This is a genomic window from Pseudomonas sp. GM48, assembly GCF_000282335.1.
Lineage (GTDB): Bacteria > Pseudomonadota > Gammaproteobacteria > Pseudomonadales > Pseudomonadaceae > Aquipseudomonas.
The window spans coordinates 1-18,164 of the sequence record NZ_AKJM01000116.1 but is presented as its reverse complement, the minus strand read 5'-3'; the positions used below and the strand labels follow the sequence as shown (position 1 = coordinate 18,164).

Annotated in this window: 18 protein-coding genes; 13 read left to right on the top strand and 5 right to left on the bottom strand. The window is 50.0% G+C overall.

Annotated features, from left to right (window positions below; all coding sequences use genetic code 11):
• Positions 1-188: 188 nt before the first annotated feature.
• Positions 189-1,505 carry a sigma-54 interaction domain-containing protein gene (locus PMI28_RS07895; RefSeq protein WP_033063519.1) on the top strand — a complete coding sequence of 439 codons (1,317 nt, stop codon included), beginning with the start codon at positions 189-191 and terminating at the stop codon, positions 1,503-1,505.
• Between the two features lie 103 nt (positions 1,506-1,608).
• Here PMI28_RS07895 and metC read toward each other — a convergent pair whose 3' ends face one another.
• Positions 1,609-2,778, bottom strand: a complete 1,170-nt coding sequence (gene metC / locus PMI28_RS07900) for a cystathionine beta-lyase (RefSeq protein ID WP_007989732.1) — start codon at positions 2,776-2,778, stop codon at positions 1,609-1,611.
• 237 nt (positions 2,779-3,015) lie between these two features.
• On the opposite strand from metC, the gene PMI28_RS07905 reads away from it, so the two are divergent.
• From PMI28_RS07905 to PMI28_RS07935, 7 genes are all read left to right on the top strand, one after another.
• Positions 3,016-4,650 carry an amino acid permease gene (locus tag PMI28_RS07905; protein ID WP_007989730.1) on the top strand — a complete coding sequence of 545 codons (1,635 nt, stop codon included), beginning with the start codon at positions 3,016-3,018 and terminating at the stop codon, positions 4,648-4,650.
• 108 nt (positions 4,651-4,758) lie between these two features.
• A complete protein-coding gene (locus PMI28_RS07910; protein WP_007989728.1) occupies positions 4,759-5,322 on the top strand; it encodes a TetR/AcrR family transcriptional regulator in 564 nt (187 codons plus the stop codon).
• Between the two features lie 385 nt (positions 5,323-5,707).
• A complete protein-coding gene (locus PMI28_RS07915; protein WP_007989726.1) occupies positions 5,708-6,262 on the top strand; it encodes an OsmC family protein in 555 nt (184 codons plus the stop codon).
• A 99-nt stretch (positions 6,263-6,361) separates the two neighbouring features.
• The gene (locus PMI28_RS07920; RefSeq protein WP_007989724.1) at positions 6,362-7,135 is read left to right on the top strand and encodes an SDR family NAD(P)-dependent oxidoreductase; all 774 of its coding nucleotides are present in this window, start codon (positions 6,362-6,364) and stop codon (positions 7,133-7,135) included.
• 175 nt (positions 7,136-7,310) lie between these two features.
• Positions 7,311-7,937 (top strand): TetR/AcrR family transcriptional regulator, encoded by a 627-nt coding sequence (locus PMI28_RS07925; protein WP_007989722.1) that lies wholly within the window; start codon positions 7,311-7,313, stop codon positions 7,935-7,937.
• Between the two features lie 67 nt (positions 7,938-8,004).
• Positions 8,005-8,700 (top strand): DsbA family oxidoreductase, encoded by a 696-nt coding sequence (locus tag PMI28_RS07930; protein ID WP_007989720.1) that lies wholly within the window; start codon positions 8,005-8,007, stop codon positions 8,698-8,700.
• Between the two features lie 74 nt (positions 8,701-8,774).
• Entirely contained in the window at positions 8,775-9,104 is a 330-nt protein-coding gene (locus PMI28_RS07935; RefSeq protein ID WP_033063525.1) for a thioredoxin family protein, read from the top strand.
• Between the two features lie 135 nt (positions 9,105-9,239).
• Here PMI28_RS07935 and PMI28_RS07940 read toward each other — a convergent pair whose 3' ends face one another.
• Positions 9,240-10,214 (bottom strand): helix-turn-helix domain-containing protein, encoded by a 975-nt coding sequence (locus tag PMI28_RS07940; RefSeq protein ID WP_007989717.1) that lies wholly within the window; start codon positions 10,212-10,214, stop codon positions 9,240-9,242.
• A gap of 243 nt (positions 10,215-10,457) precedes the next feature.
• Here PMI28_RS07940 and PMI28_RS07945 point away from each other — a divergent pair, with 243 nt between their 5' ends.
• The 4 genes from PMI28_RS07945 (at position 10,458) to PMI28_RS07960 (ending at position 14,615) form a co-directional block, all read left to right on the top strand.
• Positions 10,458-10,991, top strand: a complete 534-nt coding sequence (locus PMI28_RS07945) for a 2,4'-dihydroxyacetophenone dioxygenase family protein (protein ID WP_007989716.1) — start codon at positions 10,458-10,460, stop codon at positions 10,989-10,991.
• Positions 10,992-11,013: 22 nt separating this feature from the next.
• Positions 11,014-12,264 carry an MFS transporter gene (locus PMI28_RS07950; protein WP_007989715.1) on the top strand — a complete coding sequence of 417 codons (1,251 nt, stop codon included), beginning with the start codon at positions 11,014-11,016 and terminating at the stop codon, positions 12,262-12,264.
• A 256-nt stretch (positions 12,265-12,520) separates the two neighbouring features.
• Positions 12,521-13,786 carry a carbohydrate porin gene (locus tag PMI28_RS07955; RefSeq protein ID WP_007989713.1) on the top strand — a complete coding sequence of 422 codons (1,266 nt, stop codon included), beginning with the start codon at positions 12,521-12,523 and terminating at the stop codon, positions 13,784-13,786.
• Between the two features lie 97 nt (positions 13,787-13,883).
• Complete coding sequence (locus tag PMI28_RS07960; protein WP_007989711.1) at positions 13,884-14,615, top strand: SDR family NAD(P)-dependent oxidoreductase; 732 nt, start codon at positions 13,884-13,886, stop codon at positions 14,613-14,615.
• A gap of 216 nt (positions 14,616-14,831) precedes the next feature.
• Here the strand turns inward: PMI28_RS07960 and kefC are convergent, their stop codons facing one another.
• The 3 genes from kefC to PMI28_RS07975 form a co-directional block, all read right to left on the bottom strand.
• Positions 14,832-16,646 carry a glutathione-regulated potassium-efflux system protein KefC gene (gene kefC, locus PMI28_RS07965; RefSeq protein ID WP_007989709.1) on the bottom strand — a complete coding sequence of 605 codons (1,815 nt, stop codon included), beginning with the start codon at positions 16,644-16,646 and terminating at the stop codon, positions 14,832-14,834.
• A 1-nt stretch (position 16,647) separates the two neighbouring features.
• Positions 16,648-17,169, bottom strand: a complete 522-nt coding sequence (kefF, locus tag PMI28_RS07970) for a glutathione-regulated potassium-efflux system oxidoreductase KefF (RefSeq protein ID WP_007989707.1) — start codon at positions 17,167-17,169, stop codon at positions 16,648-16,650.
• A gap of 179 nt (positions 17,170-17,348) precedes the next feature.
• Entirely contained in the window at positions 17,349-17,567 is a 219-nt protein-coding gene (locus PMI28_RS07975) for a tautomerase family protein (RefSeq protein ID WP_007989705.1), read from the bottom strand.
• Between the two features lie 390 nt (positions 17,568-17,957).
• Between PMI28_RS07975 and PMI28_RS31665 the strand changes: the two genes are divergently transcribed.
• Positions 17,958-18,164, top strand: a 207-nt coding sequence (locus PMI28_RS31665) for a hypothetical protein (RefSeq protein ID WP_007989703.1), incomplete at its 3' end; no start/stop codon positions are given.

Here is an 18,164-nt window from a genome sequence, read left to right as displayed (position 1 = left end):
GAATGACTGCTCTGTCAGCAATCTCAAGATCTATGCCAGAATTTGTTTTTTCTGTGACCGCTCTAAACAGCCCGTTTCCACGATTTCCAAGTATCAGCAATCCATGTCTGCCATTTTTTTTGGCAGTAATCTGGCAGTGTGTGGCAGTATTTGGCAGAAGAGAATGTACGCATCCTGATGAGAAGATGATGAACGGAGAGCTAATCGCTACTAGCCATGTCGATGTTCAAGCGTTGGTTTCGTATCTTGAACATGACGATCGACCCACCATCGTCCTGGATGTTGAGTACAACATTATTGCCTCCAATAACGCCTATCAAAGGCATTTTGGCGTGGAGGGAAAACAACACGTTGGTTCAAAATGCTTCAAGGTTTCGCATGGCTATGCGGTTCCCTGCGATCAAGCGGGAGAGCTTTGTCCAATGCGTAAAGCCTTTGATAGCCATGCAGCGGAAAGGGTGCTGCATATCCACCACACTCCCCGGGGGCCGGAACACGTTGATGTTGAGTTACGTCCCATTTTGGATCGCCAGGGCCAGGTGGTTGCTTACGTTGAAAGATTGATTACCGTAGACATCGCCTCTGCGCAGCCGCAAAAGCAGGGGCTAGTGGGTGTGTCGCCGTCCTTTAAAGAAGCGTTGAGTGCGCTGCAGCGAGCAGCGCCTTCCCCAATTCCCGTTCTTTTGCAAGGCGAGTCGGGTACTGGTAAGGAGCTGTTCGCCAGGGCACTCCATATGGGGAGTCCGCGCTCAAAAGCACCGCTGGTTGTCGTCGACTGTACCGGCCTTTCAGAGTCTCTTTTCGAAAGTGAATTATTTGGCCATGAAAAAGGAGCCTTCACTGGCGCGCTCAGTAAGAAAATTGGGCTCGCGGAGGCTGCACATGGCGGCACGCTTTTTCTAGACGAAATCGGAGATGTACCTCTCTCGATGCAAGTCAAACTGTTGCGTTTGATTGAGTCGGGCAGTTTTAGACCTGTGGGTAGTCTGCGTACTATTCATTCCGATTTTCGCCTGGTGGTTGCGACTCATAAGCCTTTGAGGGATATGGTAGAACTAGGTACTTTTCGCGAAGATCTCTTCTACAGAATTAGTGCGTTTCCCATTGTTCTCCCACCGTTGAGGGAGCGTATAGACGATTTACCCTTGCTGATAGAAAGCCATCTGCAACGGATAGCACCCGGCAGTCGAGCTGAGATTGACGAGGCAGCATTGAAGCGCCTCATGCTGTATTCATTTCCGGGGAATATTAGGGAGCTAAAGAATATTTTGGAGCGGGCGCGTTTGTTCAGTGACGACGGAATTGTTCGGGAAAAAGATCTGCCGACGAACGTCACTGGCCCGGTCTCGCAACACAAGAGAAGCAATAGAAATAGTCAGTCCCTAAAAAACATGGCCCATGTGCTTAATGGGTTCGAGGGGTCGCGAGCAGAATTAGCCAAGGAATTGGGGATTAGCGAAAGGACGCTCTATCGTCGGCTTCAGGTCTTGGAAGGGGATAGATGATTCTTGATGCTGAGCCGCATTGAAGAGTTGATCTTTATGGGATTTGGCGGTCAAGTGAGCACAGCCCAATAAAGGGCTGTGTTTATAATTGACTGACGTAAGATTAACCACGTAACAAATTGAAATTCGCAAAGCCTTTTTCGAGGTCGTCGATCAGATCAGATGGGTCTTCAAGACCTATATGAAGCCGCACAAGGTGCCCATCCACTTCCCAAGACGTCGCGCTTCTAACGGGTTTGGGATCTGCAATCATCGCCAAGCTTTCAAAACCGCCCCAAGAGTAGCCAATAGAAAACAACGATAGGCTATCCAAGAGCGCATCTGCTGCTGCTTGTGTGGAGGGTTTGGTCACGAATGACAGTAACCCAGATGCCCCTGTGAAATCCCTTTTCCATAACTGGTGCTGAGGGTGAGATTCTAATGCGGGATAATAAACTGCTTCCACTTCCTTGCGTGTCTCCAGCCACTTAGCCACTATCGTCGCGTTTTTATAATGACGTTCAAGTCGCACATCTAGGGTTCTCATTCCCCGAAGTGCCAGCGTCACGTCATCAGGACTGGCAAACAAGCCCATGTTGAAATGGAATCGCTTTAGGCTGTCCCATGCACGCTTGGAGGCTGATACGGTGCCAAGAACTGCATCGGAGTGGCCGACGATATATTTCGTGGCGGCCATAATGGATAGATCCGCACCCAGTTCCAGTGATGGAAAGTAAAGCGGAGTCCCCCAAGTATTATCTGCAATAACCAGGATGTCATGATCATGGGCAACCTTGGCTATGGCAGGGATATCTTGTATTTCCAAAGTCAAAGAGCCAGGGGATTCGGTATAGATTGCTTTAGTGTTTGGCTTGAGGAAATCTATGATGCCGGCACCTATTGTCGGGTCGTAGAACGAGACCTCGATTCCAAGGCGGCGACCCACCTGCTCACAAAAAGCCCTGATCGGTGAATACACGTTGTCGGCAATTAGCAGGTGATCCCCAGTTCCCACCACGGACAATATGGCAGTCGTACATGCTGAGAGCCCTGAAGGGCAAAGAACCGTACCTTCCGCCCCCTCCAGTTGCTGGAGGGCCTGAGTCAAAGCTTCTGTCGAAGGGTTGTTCCACCGGCCATACGTATATTTTTGGCGTCCCTCACGCATCGATTCACACGTAGGAAAAGCGACCGTGGAACCCCGGTAAACCGGCGTATTTACGAAGCCGTGATGCTGTTCAGGCTCGATAGAAGCATGGGCGAGTAGAGTTTGTACATTTTTATATTTTTTCATACGGGCTTCCAATTTTGCGTTGGGATGAGGTCTGGTCGCGCGTTTTCTAACGCTGGTTAAGGATTAAAATACCATTCATCTTAAATGTCTACCATAAGGTTGGTGTTTTGATAAATACTATTTAAAACAACGGGTTGCAAGCAATGAAAAAAATTGTTTGCATGGCTATCAAGTGGATGGTAGGTTTTTTGTGGTTCGGGTTTTTCTACTTGGTCGACCGAAAGTTATGATCCGAACATGCGATGGATTGATTGGGAGAGGTTTGGTGTCGTTGACGACAGGAATGTCAAAGCCTCTCTCGCACTTCCCATTTGGAATGGGAGGAAGAAGTTAGGTTTGCAAGGGATAAGAAAAACAACTGCAAATTACTCGCTTGGGTGGAACATGAGAAAACAAGAAAAACAGTCTCCGTCAGAAGTTTTGTGTGGCAACAGTGAACTAAAAAATAGGTCGGATTGGCTCGACTCCCATGAAAGCGGGTATTCAAAGCATTTGAAGAAGCGTCATGTACAGATGATGGCGTTAGGTGGGGCAATTGGCACCGGACTGTTCTTAGGTGCCGGTGCCCGATTACAAATCGCTGGGCCAGCACTTGCAGTGGTTTATCTAGTCTGCGGGATATTTGCTTTTTTCATTTTGAGGGCGCTGGGTGAGCTAGTGATGCACCGTCCGAGCAGTGGCAGTTTTGTATCCTACACAAGAGAGTTCATGGGGGAGCGTGCTTCTTTCGTTGCGGGTTGGATGTATTTCGTGGTTTGGGCGTTAACAGGTGTTGTTGATATAACGGCAATTGCTATTTATATGAAATACTGGAGTGTTTTTTCGGATGTTCCGCAGTGGGTATTCGCACTAAGCGCTTTGGGCGTAGTGACATTGATGAATATGGTTGGCGTCAAATGGTTTGGTGAAATGGAATTCTGGTTTGCAGTGATAAAGGTCGCGGCCATCAGTATATTTCTGGTGATCGGATCGTTCTTCTTTGCTACGGGCCATGAGGTTGCAGGGCACATTCCTGGCTTGCACTTGATCACAGATAACGGGGGCATATTTCCTCATGGGCTTCTACCCGCGATTATCATCGTACAAGGCGTAATCTTCGCTTATGCGAGCATAGAGTTGGTGGGTACTGCTGCCGGTGAGACGGCGGATGCTAAAAGCGTTATCCCTAAAGCAATCAATGGCGTGATCTGGAGAATAGGTCTGTTTTATGTGGGGTCGGTATTTTTGCTCGTTACTGTGCTGCCTTGGACAGCCTATAGCGCTAACGTCAGTCCTTTTGTAACTTTTTTTGAGGCACTTGGTATTCCAGGCATTGGCTCCGTCATGAACATCGTTGTAATGACGGCGGCGCTCTCAAGCCTCAATTCTGGCTTGTACGCCACTGGTCGCGTTTTGAGATCACTAGCCATGGGTGGGTCAGCGCCAAAAATGTTTAAGCGTATGAGCACCCAAGGGGTACCTTATATGGGGATCTTGGTCACCATGGGGATCAACGTATTTGGCGTAGTATTGAATTTTCTGATCCCATCTCAGTTATTTGAACTCTTGCTCAACCTGGTGTCGCTCGGAATTCTTTCCACCTGGGCATTCATTGTCCTGTCTCAGATAAATTATCGTCGTGCGGTGAAGAGAGGTGAGGTCGAGATGGTCTCATTTAAAATGCCTGGCGCACCGTTTACCTCTTGGCTGACGCTTGGTTTCCTGCTTGTTGTATTGATTCTTTTGGGTTTCGATTACCCAAATGGAACTTATACTGTTCTTTCCATACCGTTAGTAGCAGGAGCATTGATGCTGGGCTGGTCGAAGTCTGTCCGTTCCAGAGCGAAGGGCTTCGAAGAATTTGAGCGCAATTCCAGCCAGGTAGGGGTATAGCTTAACAGCGATGAGAGGGCCCGTTATGGCGACCCTCTCATCGTCATGTGTTGAACCATTGTGCCAATACAGCTAATATGAGTGTATTAAAAATTCAAGGTAAGCTTTATGAGCACCCGTTCCGACCTTTTAAGCACTGCTGAGTTATTACTACGCACCAAAGGTTACGCTGCATTTAGTTATGCCGATTTAGCGGATGAAATTGGTATAAAAAAGGCGAGCATTCATCACCATTTCCCTACAAAAGAAGGGCTCGGGATTGCCGTCATTGAAAGCTATCTTTTTAGATTTACCAAAAACCTAGAGTCAATCAACGAAGAAAGTTCCGATATAGTCTTGCGATTGAAAGAGTTTTCGGCATTGTTTATCGATAGCTCAAAAAACGGAATGTTACCTCTTTGTGGCGCGCTTGCCGCTGAACTATCTGCTCTGCCAGACAGCCTAAAAGAGTTGACCAAAAAATTCTTCGAAATACATATTGAATGGTTAGAAAGTAACCTGGCAATAGGTCAATCCGAGAAGATTATAAAAGCAGATCTTAATCCAAAAGAGATTTCAAGAGCGATTTTAAGCTTGCTAGAAGGTAGCAGTTTTGTTTCTTGGGCGCTCAACGATAAAGTGGTTGATCAGTCTGGGTTTGATTTGATTTTGCAAAATATTATCGTATCGTAACTTACCCTTAGAACATATTTTCACCATCCGGCTCGCAGACGTCTCTTCAAGTTATTGTTTCTGCCCATCTTTTCTGGTGGGCTTCACCTCGTTATCCCCTCAGATGCGCTAAAGATATCCTCTCCTAAGCGGTATTTCTCTGCTTGAACACAAAATTCTAGGTGCGCTGCCTGTTCGGTAGCTGCCTCCGTCTGTCCGTTCGGACAAGCGGTGTTTCGCTGTGCGCTACGTTTAATGAGGCTTGAGGGCCGGTTGCGTCATTAGCTTCTTGAGTGGTTCATCCGATTTCACAAAATCCTATTGCAAGCCATCCTACCAGTTGGTAGAGTTCTTTCGTCGAACATCAACCCACGCGCAAAAATGCATTCCACAGAGGACTTACCAAATGACGAATAACCTGAATGGTATTGACGTAGCCGCCCTGCAGCAGTTTGCACAAGGTGTTGCTGAGGATGCGACCAAGCGTCACGCGAGCTTTAACGTCAAGACCGAGTGGAAAGGCCAGACTCGCTCTGTGGCGAAAGTCAGCCGCTACAGCCTTGCCGGTGAAACCTATTCGCGTGATTTCGAGATCGTCGCCGATGAGCCGAATGAACTGCTGGGCCAGAACTCGGCGCCGAACCCTCAAGAACTCCTGATGGCGGCGCTCAACGCCTGTATGTCGGTTGGCTATGCTGCCAACGCGGCCATGATGGGCATCAAGATCCACAGCTTGGAAATCGAGACGGACGGTACCCTCGATCTGCGTGGTTTCCTGGGCCTCGACGAGAGCGTTAACCCAGGCTACGACGAAGTGAGCTTCGTAGTTCGCCTGCACACTGACGCGCCCCGTGAGCGCGTGGAAGAACTGCATAAGAATGTGCTCAAGACTTCGGTCAACTACGCCAACTTCTCGAAAGCCATCCGCATGGTGCCAACCCTCGAGGTTCGTGAGGACTGATTTTCCTCGGGTTTGAGTCTTTCCAAACCCTAAGAGCGCCAGTAGACGAATGATCTCTGGCGCTACAACTTTCGAAAACTTAGCTACTTGGAGTATGAAATGAACGATTTTTTCAAAGGTAAGAAACTGCTTGTTGTCGGTGGTACCAGTGGTATGGGTCTGGAAACTGCCCGCATGGTGCTCAAAGCCGGCGGTAGTGTGGTGTTGACAGGCAGCAAACAAGACAAGGCAGAGGCCGTCCGTAGTGAGCTGAGCGCGTTTGGCCCGGTGTCCGTGATTGTTGCAAACCTCATGACTGAAGAGGGCATGAATTTCGTTCGCAACGAAATCAATGCCAACCATAGCGATATCAGTCTGATGGTTAACTCCGCTGGCATTTTCATTCCCAAAGCCTTCACCGAGCACGACGAAGCTGAGTACGACATGTACCTGTCTCTCAACCGTGCGACGTTCTTCATCACCCAGGCAGTAGTCAAGAACATGCTCGCCGCCAAGCGCGAAGGCTCAATTGTCAACGTCGGCTCCATTGGTGCACAGGCCGCCTTGGCAGGTTCGCCGGCCTCCGCCTACTCCATGGCGAAGGCAGGTCTGCATGCGCTGACACGCAACCTGGCAATTGAATTGGCTCACTCGGGTATCCGCGTCAACGCCGTTTCGCCAGGGATCGTTCACACCTCGATCTATGAAGGGTTCATGGACAAAGAGGCGATCCCAGAAGCGATGAAGTCGCTGAACGATTTCCACCCACTGGGGAGAGTCGGTGTTCCGGAAGATGTGGCCAACACCATCGTGTTCCTGCTCTCGGACAAGACGTCGTGGGTGACCGGAGCAATCTGGGACGTTGATGCTGGAATTATGGCCGTTCGTGCCTGATTTCAGATATCGCTATCTGATGGAGGTCGTCTAAGGCGACTTCCATTCCATCACCAAAAGTGCTGGGAGGTGCAATGGCTCGAACGTTCATTCAAGGCCATTCGACTGGCCCAGCTGGCAACTGCTTGCCAGCTCTTGGTGTAGGGCGGCTGAAGCCCAGCCGCAGGAGTATTCAATGTCGATTTCGACAAGAGCAGCACTGTTAAAAGTCGCGGAAAGCCAGATGAGGTCTAAAGGCTACTCAGCATTTAGTTACGCTGATCTTGCCGCGACGATAGGTATTAGAAAAGCCAGTATTCATCATCACTTCCCAACCAAAGAGTGTCTTGGTCAAGAGTTGATCAAGGATTCTATCAATCGCTTCGACGCGACCATGAGGTCAATTGAGGAAGATGATCAGGATCCGATGAAGCGGCTTCAAGCGTTTTCGCGCCTTTTCGTCATCAGTGCGAATGAAGGGCTTCTTCCTTTGTGTGGCGCACTGGCTGCAGAAATGGCAGCACTGCCTTTATCGCTTCAAGTTCTTACTAGAGCCTTTTTTGAGACCCAGCTGGACTGGCTTGAAAGAACTATTAGTGAGGCTGCTATTCAGAAAGGTTGGTTATTGGCCAAACCCGCTAAATCCTATGCATTTATGCTGTTAAGCACATTAGAAGGTGCGAGCTTCATTGACTGGACATTGGGTAGATCAGCAGATCCATTAGCTGGATTCGACTATTTACTCGATTCGTTAGAGCGGTCGGCCGTTAAATCGTGTCGTGAGATAAAACATCCCATCGACCATCAAACGAGTTGTGTTTAAACATTCGATTTTAGTCCTCGCTCAATCAGCAGCGCCGTTTTTAATTTCCTTCAATACAGAGTGATTTATGAGCAGTGTATCGAAAAAATTTTCAGTGGATATTTGGTCAGATTACGTCTGTCCTTGGTGCTGGGTTGCCAAGCGTCGTTTCGAAAAAGCGCTTGAAAGCTTCCCTTACAAGGATAATGTTCAAGTCAATGTAAGAGCGTATCGGCTTGCCCCGAACCACGTTGCAGAGCCTATGGTAGGAGCCCTCAAACGTAAACTGGGTAGTCCAGCCGCTGCCGTAAGCATGATGAGTACGGTGAAGCAATATGGCCAAGCTTCAGGGCTTGATTACCGGTTTGAAACCATGCTGTTTGGCGATACTGCGGATGCTCACGTACTCGTCAAAGCGGTTGAAGATGAAGTGTTGAAAAAGAACTTGGTGGAAGCGCTCTATGAGCAAAGTACCACTCAAGGTAAATCGCTATTCGATCGGAGTAGTTTAGAGTCGATTGCAAAGTCTGTAGGGGTATCTGACGAGTCTATTCGGGTTGCCTGGTCATCCATGGAATTACGCCATCAGATGCAGGAAGACGAGCGCACAGCTGCCCAGTTCGGATCAGGCGTGCCGTTTTTTGTGTTTAACAATGCATTTTCTATGTCAGGTGCTCAAGCTCCAGAGGACTTTCTTCAAGCATTGAATCAAATGTATTTGGAATCAAATGGCGCGGATGAGTCGTTCAGCGGTCAAGTCTGCGGTATGGATGGATGTAATTAATGCTGTTGAGACTGCGCGGTACCTGTGGGTGCCGCAATCTCTAGATTTGGAGTGGCGTTATGGGTGAGGTGCAAATGAATCGTATCGTAGACTTGAAAGCAGAACAGTTCGCCCGATTCATTGCAAAAGGAAGTAGCGTCGTTCTGTTTTCGGCGTCTTGGTGCAAGCCATGTCAGGAAATGAAGCCGGTATTTCATGACCTGGCAGACAAGCTGCATTCTCGCGCCGCATTCGGAAGGATTGATGTGGCTGTTTCGCCGACGATCTCCCAAATGTATGGCATCCGGTCAGTGCCATCCTTGGCGATTTTTCACGAAGGGCGGTTACGCTTGGTTCTGGCCGGCTCTCGATCGGTTGCCGCGTTGAAGAAGGCAATCGTCGCTGAGTTGAGAGACGCGCTTTAGTCGAGGCTTTCCCGATCATTAGGAGGGTCGTAGAGCTTCACATGTTTCGGTTTCGCTACGATTTTGCCCTGGTTAGTTATTGATGGGGGAGCGCCGTCTTCATTGAAGGTTTTCGTTAGTAATGCGTTTGTTCTTTTAGAGCTTCTCCAAGGCTATCGCCCGAACCTCGGAAGGAGTTTGCCCATAATGTGCCTTGAAGGCCCTAGCGAAGTGGGCTTGACTGGTAAAACCTTGGCGGTAGGCAACCTCAGAAATATCCAGTCCCCTAACCTGTTCACTATTCAGCAAGCGGTAAGCTCGCTGGAGGCGCTTTTCCATAATGAAGCGATGCGGCTTAGTGTCTTCCAACGCAAACAGCCGTGCAAGATGTCGTGTAGAGACTCCGGTTTGAGCCGCAATTCGCTCGCAGCTCAAGGTCGGATCAGCCAACTGCTCCATGATGCATTGCTTGGCGGCCAACAAATATGAGGCGCTTAGTGCATTGATCCGGCGCTGGCCGACCTGGCCCGCAATTATGTTGCCCAACAACTCTAATGAATCGTCTTGATAATTACCTGCGTCCTGGCTAAGCGGCTGTTCGAAAAAGCCTCGGGTGCGCTCAGCGAGTGTGCGCATCAGCAAGCGTTGCGTGCCGGTGTGAGCGCTGATTTTCAGTGCAGTTTCGAAACGGCTCAAGCAATGACTGGCAAAAACTTCCTGGGGAATGTCGAATATGAACTTATGCATGGGGCCGGAAAACCCGAACAGGTAGGGCTTGTCGGTGCGATACACCATCAGTTCACCGGGTTCCAATAAATGGCAGTTGCCGTTTTGAAAGAAAAACGAAGCACTACCCGTGACAAGAGACACGAAAACGGACGCCTTGGGTACCGCACGAATCATTGAGCCGTCGCGTTCAATTACGTGCTCGTTGCCGACGATATGAGCTACCCGCATGCTTTCCAGGCTCAGATTGTCCTCGCTAGCGGCGAATCCTGTCTCGCTATAGGACGAGCATCTAAGGCCCACCAAGGTAGATGCGTTGTACTGCTCCCAGAAGGCCAGGCGCTGGTCAAGGGGGACGCAATCGGTAGTCGCCCGTCGGGTGTCGAGCAGGGTGCCTGTCTTCATTTTTATTATTCTCGTTGTTTTTGAAAGCGCTCAGGTAAGCAAGGCAAATCACGAGGCTTTCAGAGGCCCAATTAACCTCTGGGTAATAGCCCATGTCAACTGACTCGCCGGGCCAAATCGATTGTTCTGCCTGCCCAAAAAGCCTCCGTCCGATTCAGGCAACAATGATGTCAGTTGTGGTCAAACCGACTTGAATTTCTCGCATTAAAGTGGTCGCACTCTCCCAACAATCAGAGGCCGACCATGCCCGAATTAGCCAGCACCGAATTTTGGAAAGACCTGCAGCCTATTGCAAATTGCTTAATGCCTGACGCTAAACCTGAGGTCTATCTTCCCAACGCGGCCAGCGATGACTTGCGACTCTACGTGCCTTTCACTGAAACCGTTTCTTCACGACCTTTGTGGATTTCCCCAAGTGAAAACCGCTGGTGCGATATTTTGATGTCCAGCCGCGCTGGTCTGGTCAATAGGCACTATCACCCTCATGAAGTTTTCGCTTACACCCTCTCTGGCAAATGGGGCTACCTGGAGCACGATTGGACGGCGACCGCAGGGGACTTTGTTTATGAAACACCGGGCGAAGGTCACACCTTGGTCGCCTATGAACACGAAGAGCCGATGCGAGTGTTTTTCATTGTTAAGGGCCCATTGATTTGGCTAGACGAGCAGGGTGAGTCAACGGGCTACTTCGACGTGCACTCCTATATCGCCATGTGCCGTGAGCATTATGAAAAAGTTGGCTTGGGTGCGGACGCTGTGGATCGCCTATTTCGCTGAACTTGCTCTACGGAGATTAACTATGGCTGACAATAATAATAAAGCCGGTTACGAAAACACGTTGCTCTGTGTGCTTTTCCTTACGTTTGGCTTTGTGTTTTTTGATCGTTTGGCTCTGTCCTTTCTGTTTCCGTACATGTCCGCTGAGCTACATCTGAGTAACAGTCACCTAGGCATGCTGTCGTCTATATTGGCACTTGCCTGGGCGCTTTCAGGGGCGTTAGTCGGCGCGTGGTCAGACCGCCGAGGGATCAGGAAGCCCCTTTTGATCATTGCGGTTATCTTATTTTCCTTGTGTTCGGCGCTTTCCGGGCTGGTCACAGGGTTTCTTAGCTTGCTGTTGTTTCGTGGGATCATGGGCTTGGCCGAGGGGCCAATTTTGCCTTTGTCTCAGTCTATGATGGTGGAGGCTTCATCACCCCATCGGCGTGGCCTCAATATGGGATTGTTGCAGGGGTCGGCGGCGGGCTTACTTGGTGCAGTGATCGGGCCGCCAGTATTGATTCATTTGGCTGACGCTTATGGTTGGCGACACGCTTTCATCGTTTCATTGCTGCCGGGTCTGTTGATTGCTTGGCTTATCTGGCGCTACGTGCGTCGAGATGATCAGAGTAGTACGCCAATTATCCGAGATGACGCGTCCAGAAATCGCTTGGCATTGCTCAAAAGCCGCAACATTGTGCTGTGCACCTTAATCAGTTGTGTGTTTCTGACTTGGTTCGTCATCCTTATATCTTTTACTCCAACTTTTCTGGTCTCCGTTCGCGGATACACCCCGCCCAATATGAGCACCATCATGAGCTGTCTCGGCGCAGCGTGGGTGCTCTGGGGGTTTGTAGTGCCCGCCATCTCCGACCGTATCGGCCGACGTCCGACCCTGGTGATTTTCTCTTTGATTGCGGCGTGCTGCCCAATGGCGCTGCTATTTGCTCCGTCTCCGCTAATTCTCGGAGTATTGATGGTGCTGACTTTCACCGGACTGGGATGCTTCACGCTTTTTATGTCGACCATCCCGGCCGAAACGGTACCCAGAGAAGTGATGGCTACAGCTTTGGGTATGATCATGGGTGTTGGTGAACTGATCGGTGGATTTGTAGCACCGACGGTAGCTGGCTTTGCCGCTGACCGCTTTGGATTGTCCATCGTGATGTGGATGTCTAGTAGTGGTGCCTTGCTGGCGGCGCTCTTGTCGCTCTTTCTCAAGGAAACCGCTCCTACGGTAATTCGGTGTCAGACGTCGCCAGTTCATGCGGCTGAAGGAAGCCAGTTATGAACGTGCTTCCTCGCATGCCGCATTGCGGATGCGCGTCGGCCGGAGCGGTAGCGAGGGGGCGATCAATTCTTATCTAGCGTGTATCTGAACCTGGTGCGATAGCCATCTATTGCGGCGCTGAAACATTCCAACGAACTGGGTGTTAATAAAATCTTGGAGGGCAGGAGTGTTGGTAACACTTTTTGCCTGCCACGTCCCGTCGTTAGTCCAGCGTCTAAAAGTTGCTCATTACAAAAATAAAAAAGAGTATTTGATCATGAACTATCTAATACGTTTAGGTGCTTTGCTCTCGGTCGCATTTTTTTCACAAGCATGGGCGCAAAGTGATAAAGGCCCGCTTGTAGATCTTGGCGAGCAAATGGCTAGTTACGGCATTCACCCCCATGTGCAATTCTGGAGCTTGTCGATGAAGAATCTTGACACTGGCCCTAGGCATAATAGTTTTGGTAACAGTGGTGATCTATACGTGGGGGCGGACGTCGACCTCGCGACCCTAGCAGATATAGATGACGCGGCGTTTCATTTCGAAGAGACATTGTTCATTCTCGACAATGGCACAGGGCAGCCTACTTCGCGTAACTGGCAAGGCGCAGCAGGCACTTACTTTGCTGGCGCCCCTCTTCACAATGACATCGCCGCTAATCAATTGAGCCTGATGACCTTTGAGAAAAAATGGTTTGATGGCCAGCTCGATCTGCACTTGGGGCGCACCAACGCCCGACGCTACTTTTACATTTATAATTGTGAAACCGTGGTTACCTGCACTGACCCAATCCTAGACGCCTCCACCGGTATGCTGCCACCTCCCTTTGGTGCTTGGGGTGGTTACCTGAAGTATCAAGTGAATCCCAGTCTATATGTGCACGCCGGTGCGTTTGAATCTAATCCTGTGGACTATTTGAAAAAGCGAAAAGGCTTGGACTTCAGCACCGATGACGCCAGTGGTACCAGCTTTCTGGTGGGAATAGGCAGTAAACCTGGCGACGACAACACGCAATACGAACTCAATGCTTACTTCAACTCTTCAAAACAGATAGATCCATTGACCGGCGCTAGCGACCATGGCACTGCCGGTGCCTTCTTCAAATTTCGGCAAACCCTATGGCGCGCTGACGGACAAGGCCTACAAATGTTCGGTTCAATTTCAGCAGCTGCGGATAACAAGCAACCCTTCAGCCATTTTGCAGAAGCTGGTTTAACCTATCTAGCGCCTTTCAATCGACAGCAGGACAAGCTGAATTTCAAAACCAGCTACATGCAAGTTAATCCTCATCAGTTGGAATTCCAACAACGAGAGCGTACAGCCAACTTTGGCGATCCCCGCTTGGGTGATAAAAATATCTACGCACTGGAAGCCAATGGCCATTTTGCGTTGAGCCGCAACCTGGCGATCGAGCCGAGCATTCAATACCTGATTAACCCTGACAATTACTATAACCCTAGCGCCAGAGAACTGAGCAGCAATGGCTTCGTTGTAGGTCTACAAGTGATGCTTGATGTGGGTTCAATGCTAGGTCTCTAAGACGTCTTTTAAATCAATACGTCCCACTTATTGCAGCAGTTTTTTCTTGGAATCCGACAAGTTCCTCCACCGTGAAACTAACTTTTTGAGGGTTGTAATGACTACCTTTACCTGCGATTTATTTAAAGAAAAAGTTGTACTCGTCAGCGGCGGTACCTCGGGCATTGGCCAGTCAACGGCTGAATTTTTCGCCCGCCACGGCGCTAAGGTCGTTGCTATAGGTCTTGGCGCACATGAAACCAAAGTCGCTCCTGGGGTCGATCTCGATCTTCGAGAAGTCAACGTTACCGACGATGAGGCGCTCAAAAAAGTCATCGGGAGCCTTGATCGTCTCGATATTTTGGTGCCCGCTGCGGGAGGCACCATGGGAGACAAAGAGGTCGAGTGGGAAGCCTTCAACCAAGTGTTATCAGTACAGCTGCAAGCCGTATATAGGCTCATTAACCTGTCATATCCCTTGTTGGCAAAGCAAGGCGGATCCATTATCAATATTGCTTCAATGTTCTCTTTTTTTGGCGGGGGCAAGCTTGTCGCATATGCGGCAGCAAAAGGGGGGATTGTTCAGCTTACCAAGTCTCTCGCTGAGGCCTACGCACCTGATAATATTCGTGTAAATGCGGTTGCTCCGGGCTGGATTGCAACCCCCTTGTTAGAAAAAATCGATGACCAGGCCAAGAGGGATAGATTGCTGTCTCGTACTCCGATGAAACGATTTGGCACTGCCGAAGAAGTTTCCAAAGCAATTGCATTCCTGGCTTCTGATGCAGCATCTTTCATAAGTGGAGTTGTTCTTCCAGTTGATGGTGGCTACCTGACGACTGCAATTTAAACAAACTGGCGGGGCTTCACAGACTCGAAATCGTGGCCACTGAATTTATTTCCAGTGGACACGATTTCCTAAGGTGATGGTATGTGGAGTTTCTTGCGCTTGCTGTTGTTGTGTCCAGTAACGATATTACTATGTCCCGGCCCACTCACTAGGCTAGTAAATTTTTGACATAGCCCCGGGTGTTTTTCTGGCATTGAGTCTTTTTCAACCTGCCGTCTATTCAGGCTTGCTACGATTTTTATCTGGCCAGTTGTTGATCGGATGAGCTCGATCTTCGTTAAATATTTCCGTTAGTAGTGCGTTTGCCCGTTTGTAGGCATCGTACTTAAACTCAGAATCGTCTGGTGACTGTGCAGCCATTTCTTCCAACATTTCAAGATTGAGACGTCGAAACCGATCAGCTCTTTCACGAGCCTCGTATCGTCCGATGCCCATATGCACTAGCGCCGTTCGCCCTAAAGAAAGCGCACTTTCGAAGGTTTCCCGTTCGACTGCATTCACACCCATTTGCCGTAGGGTGATTATGTGCTCCATGTCGCGTGCACGCACCACAAGCTTAAGCGCTGGAAAGTGTTCTTGAGCCAGTCTGGTCAGCTTTAAGTTGTCTTCCTTATCGTCTATCGCGTTGATCAACACAACCGCTTGGGCCGCGCCGGCAGCTTCCAGCAAGTCAAGGCGCGTGGCGTCTCCATAGAAAACCTTCACCCCGAATTTTCGCAGCGTCTCAATATGGTCGGGGTCGTGATCTAGTACCACCACTTTGATTCCGCATGACATTAAGAGCCGACCGGCGACCTGACCGAAACGGCCAAATCCCGCGATGATTACCAGCGGATCCTGCTGGTCGATAATGTCTGGCTCCTGGTTGTCTTTTTTGGCAGCGGACTCCAACCTGTCTAGCAGCAGGATAAGCAAAGGCGTTATGCACATGGATAGCGCAACAGCCAACGTCAGGCTTTTCCCCCATTGATCGGTCAGTATTCCGGCAATCGTCGCTGCGCCGAAAACAACAAAAGCAAACTCGCTTCCTTGGCCTAAAAATACTGCCTGCCATGAGCGCTGACCGGCAGGTACGTTTAAAAATCGGCCCATGGTCTTGATCACCAAAAGCTTGATCAGCATGAAACCTGCAGTCAGGGTTATGACCTTCAATGGTGTGTTGATTAGGGTGCCGAAATCAATCGACATGCCGACGCCGATGAAGAACAGACCTAGGAGGAGGCCTTTGAACGGTTCAATATCGCTTTCCAAGGCGTGACGGTATTCTGAGCTGGCTAACAACACTCCTGCGAGGAATGCGCCCATAGCCATCGACAAGCCTGCTTCCTCCAAGAGAAAACCGAATCCGAATACCAAAAAAAGTGCCACGGCACTGAAAATTTCACGTAAGCCCGATCGTGCAACAAAGCGCAGTACGGGACGGGACACATACTGGCCCAGTACCACGACGACTCCAATAGCTGCAACGATTTTGGCAATCGATAGCATCAGGGCTGCGCCGGAAGGGGTACCACTATTGGAAGCCAACAGCGGAATCATGGCGACCAAGGGGATGGCGGCGATGTCCTGAAACAGCAGCACGGCAAAGCTGCTACGCCCAACGGCGGTTGGGGTCATGTTGCGCTCGTTCATCGCCTGCATAGCGATAGCCGTGGACGAAAGGCTTAGTGTCAGCCCCACCAGCAGAGCTGCTGTCCAGTTCAATCCAAGCACTGCGCAGAATGCAGCGATAGCCGCACCACAAGCGACCATCTGAAGCGAGCCGCCACCGAACACCATTCTGCGCATGGCCCATAGCCGTTTGGGATCGAGTTCAAGTCCGATGATGAATAGCATCAAGACGACGCCGATTTCAGCGAACTCGAGAATGGTCTTGACGTCTGTAACGAGCTTCAGCCCCCATGGGCCGATGAGACAACCGGCAAGCAAATAGCCTAATACCGGGCCGAGTCCTATCCGGACGGCGATAGGGACTATCAAGGCAGCTGAGCCCAAGTAAATGAGCATTTCAATCAGACTATGAGTCTCCATATCAATCTTCCTTCCAGGAGGCCAAGCGCGCGTAATAGTGCTCGATTTGTGAGTGTAGGGAGTCGGGTGCCGCTGCATACGCGCCGTGCACCACGACCGGGTTCAGCCAGCGCATGTTGCAATAGATTGCTGTTGCGTGGAGGGGTTGAGCCAACACCGAGAAACCTGGGTGGTCGCCTATTTGGAAATGATCGTGCTCGCCACCCGTCGTGACGGCCCACAGCAGACTCTTATCTTTGAGGGCGACAGAGCCTTTGCCGTATGCCCAACCGTGAGTGAATACTTTATCGATCCATAATTTCAAAAGGGGCGGGGAGCTGTACCAATACATCGGATGTTGCAAGACGAGAAGCTGGGCCTGTTCGACTGCACGCTGTTCAGCCTCAATGTCGATATCGAAGTCTGGATAAAGGTCGTACAGGGAGCGAATGACCACCTCCGTATTGCTGGACGCTCGTTTGAGCATTTCTTGATTGACCAGCGATTTTTCGGGGTAGGGGTGGGCGTAAATGATGAGAATCATTGATGACCTCCATGATGTCCATTAGTACGAAAGCATTCACATAACGGCTTGTTTCATTCAAATATATTGAGGACGATTGATGTCTTTTTGAATGAAAAAACCCTTCATGGAGATGTGCTCCAAGTCTCGAAAGACCAGGTGCGCCAATCCAGGAAGGGCTTAATTATCAGGGCAGCGTTTTATCCGCCGGCTTGCAGTTTAAGCACCTTTTCAGCAGTGATTTGCTCTCCGGCAATTCCCCAGCTACCGCTTTTGACTTCCTCAAAAAGAACCCAGGTGAGGGGGCGCATATTTTCACCTTCAACTGAGACCATGGCCTCGGTAACTTTATGAATCGCCTCGGCTTTTTGCTCTTCCGTGAAAACGCCTTCGATACCTTTAATGATGACTAATGGCATAGTGTGCTCCATTTCAATGAGGGCTATAGGTCAGTGTCGAAGACGCCCATATCTTCGTGACTTTGGGTAAGCGGATTGCAAGAACAGCTTTTCACATACACCTGGACATGACAGGCAGGTCTGTATTACGAGGGTCATCCAACGTAGAGCTGAACGTAAGGTGTTTGACTTAACTATTTACGCTTCAGCCCAAGCAGCTTGGACAGGTACATAATTTAGGTACACAAACTACCTAGATGAAGCCACCGCATCTGAGCCGATACCACCGACCCGGATTCTGGTTTCATTGGAAGCTACTTGATTTCTACCCATGCGATCCGAACCATCAGCGGCCAGGCCTTTTGCCCCAACATGGTCGGCACCATCAGCAGCTAGGTCTTTTGCTCCGACATGATCGGAACCGTCAGCGGCTACACGTTTTGCTCCGACGTGGTCGGCACCATCGGAGGCTACGCTTTTGGCTCCGACGTGGTCGGCACCGTCAGCAGCTACGCTTTTGACTCCGACATGGTCGGCACCATCGGCGGCTACGCTTTTTGCCCCGACATGGTCGGCACCATCGGCGGCTACGCTTTTTGCCCCGACGTGGTCGGCACC

Excerpts from the sequence above, each read along its gene's own strand:
- kefC (WP_007989709.1), bottom strand. The coding sequence starts at position 16,646 with ATGGAGACTCATAGTCTGATTGAAATGCTCATTTACTTGGGCTCAGCT.
- PMI28_RS07905 (WP_007989730.1), top strand. The coding sequence starts at position 3,016 with ATGCGATGGATTGATTGGGAGAGGTTTGGTGTCGTTGACGACAGGAAT.
- PMI28_RS07940 (WP_007989717.1), bottom strand. The coding sequence starts at position 10,214 with ATGAAGACAGGCACCCTGCTCGACACCCGACGGGCGACTACCGATTGC.
- PMI28_RS07915 (WP_007989726.1), top strand. The coding sequence starts at position 5,708 with ATGACGAATAACCTGAATGGTATTGACGTAGCCGCCCTGCAGCAGTTT.
- PMI28_RS07895 (WP_033063519.1), top strand. The coding sequence starts at position 189 with ATGAACGGAGAGCTAATCGCTACTAGCCATGTCGATGTTCAAGCGTTG.
- PMI28_RS07930 (WP_007989720.1), top strand. The coding sequence starts at position 8,005 with ATGAGCAGTGTATCGAAAAAATTTTCAGTGGATATTTGGTCAGATTAC.
- PMI28_RS07935 (WP_033063525.1), top strand. The coding sequence starts at position 8,775 with ATGAATCGTATCGTAGACTTGAAAGCAGAACAGTTCGCCCGATTCATT.
- metC (WP_007989732.1), bottom strand. The coding sequence starts at position 2,778 with ATGAAAAAATATAAAAATGTACAAACTCTACTCGCCCATGCTTCTATC.
- PMI28_RS07910 (WP_007989728.1), top strand. The coding sequence starts at position 4,759 with ATGAGCACCCGTTCCGACCTTTTAAGCACTGCTGAGTTATTACTACGC.
- PMI28_RS07955 (WP_007989713.1), top strand. The coding sequence starts at position 12,521 with ATGAACTATCTAATACGTTTAGGTGCTTTGCTCTCGGTCGCATTTTTT.
- PMI28_RS07960 (WP_007989711.1), top strand. The coding sequence starts at position 13,884 with ATGACTACCTTTACCTGCGATTTATTTAAAGAAAAAGTTGTACTCGTC.
- PMI28_RS07925 (WP_007989722.1), top strand. The coding sequence starts at position 7,311 with ATGTCGATTTCGACAAGAGCAGCACTGTTAAAAGTCGCGGAAAGCCAG.
- kefF (WP_007989707.1), bottom strand. The coding sequence starts at position 17,169 with ATGATTCTCATCATTTACGCCCACCCCTACCCCGAAAAATCGCTGGTC.
- PMI28_RS07950 (WP_007989715.1), top strand. The coding sequence starts at position 11,014 with ATGGCTGACAATAATAATAAAGCCGGTTACGAAAACACGTTGCTCTGT.
- PMI28_RS07975 (WP_007989705.1), bottom strand. The coding sequence starts at position 17,567 with ATGCCATTAGTCATCATTAAAGGTATCGAAGGCGTTTTCACGGAAGAG.
- PMI28_RS07920 (WP_007989724.1), top strand. The coding sequence starts at position 6,362 with ATGAACGATTTTTTCAAAGGTAAGAAACTGCTTGTTGTCGGTGGTACC.
- PMI28_RS07945 (WP_007989716.1), top strand. The coding sequence starts at position 10,458 with ATGCCCGAATTAGCCAGCACCGAATTTTGGAAAGACCTGCAGCCTATT.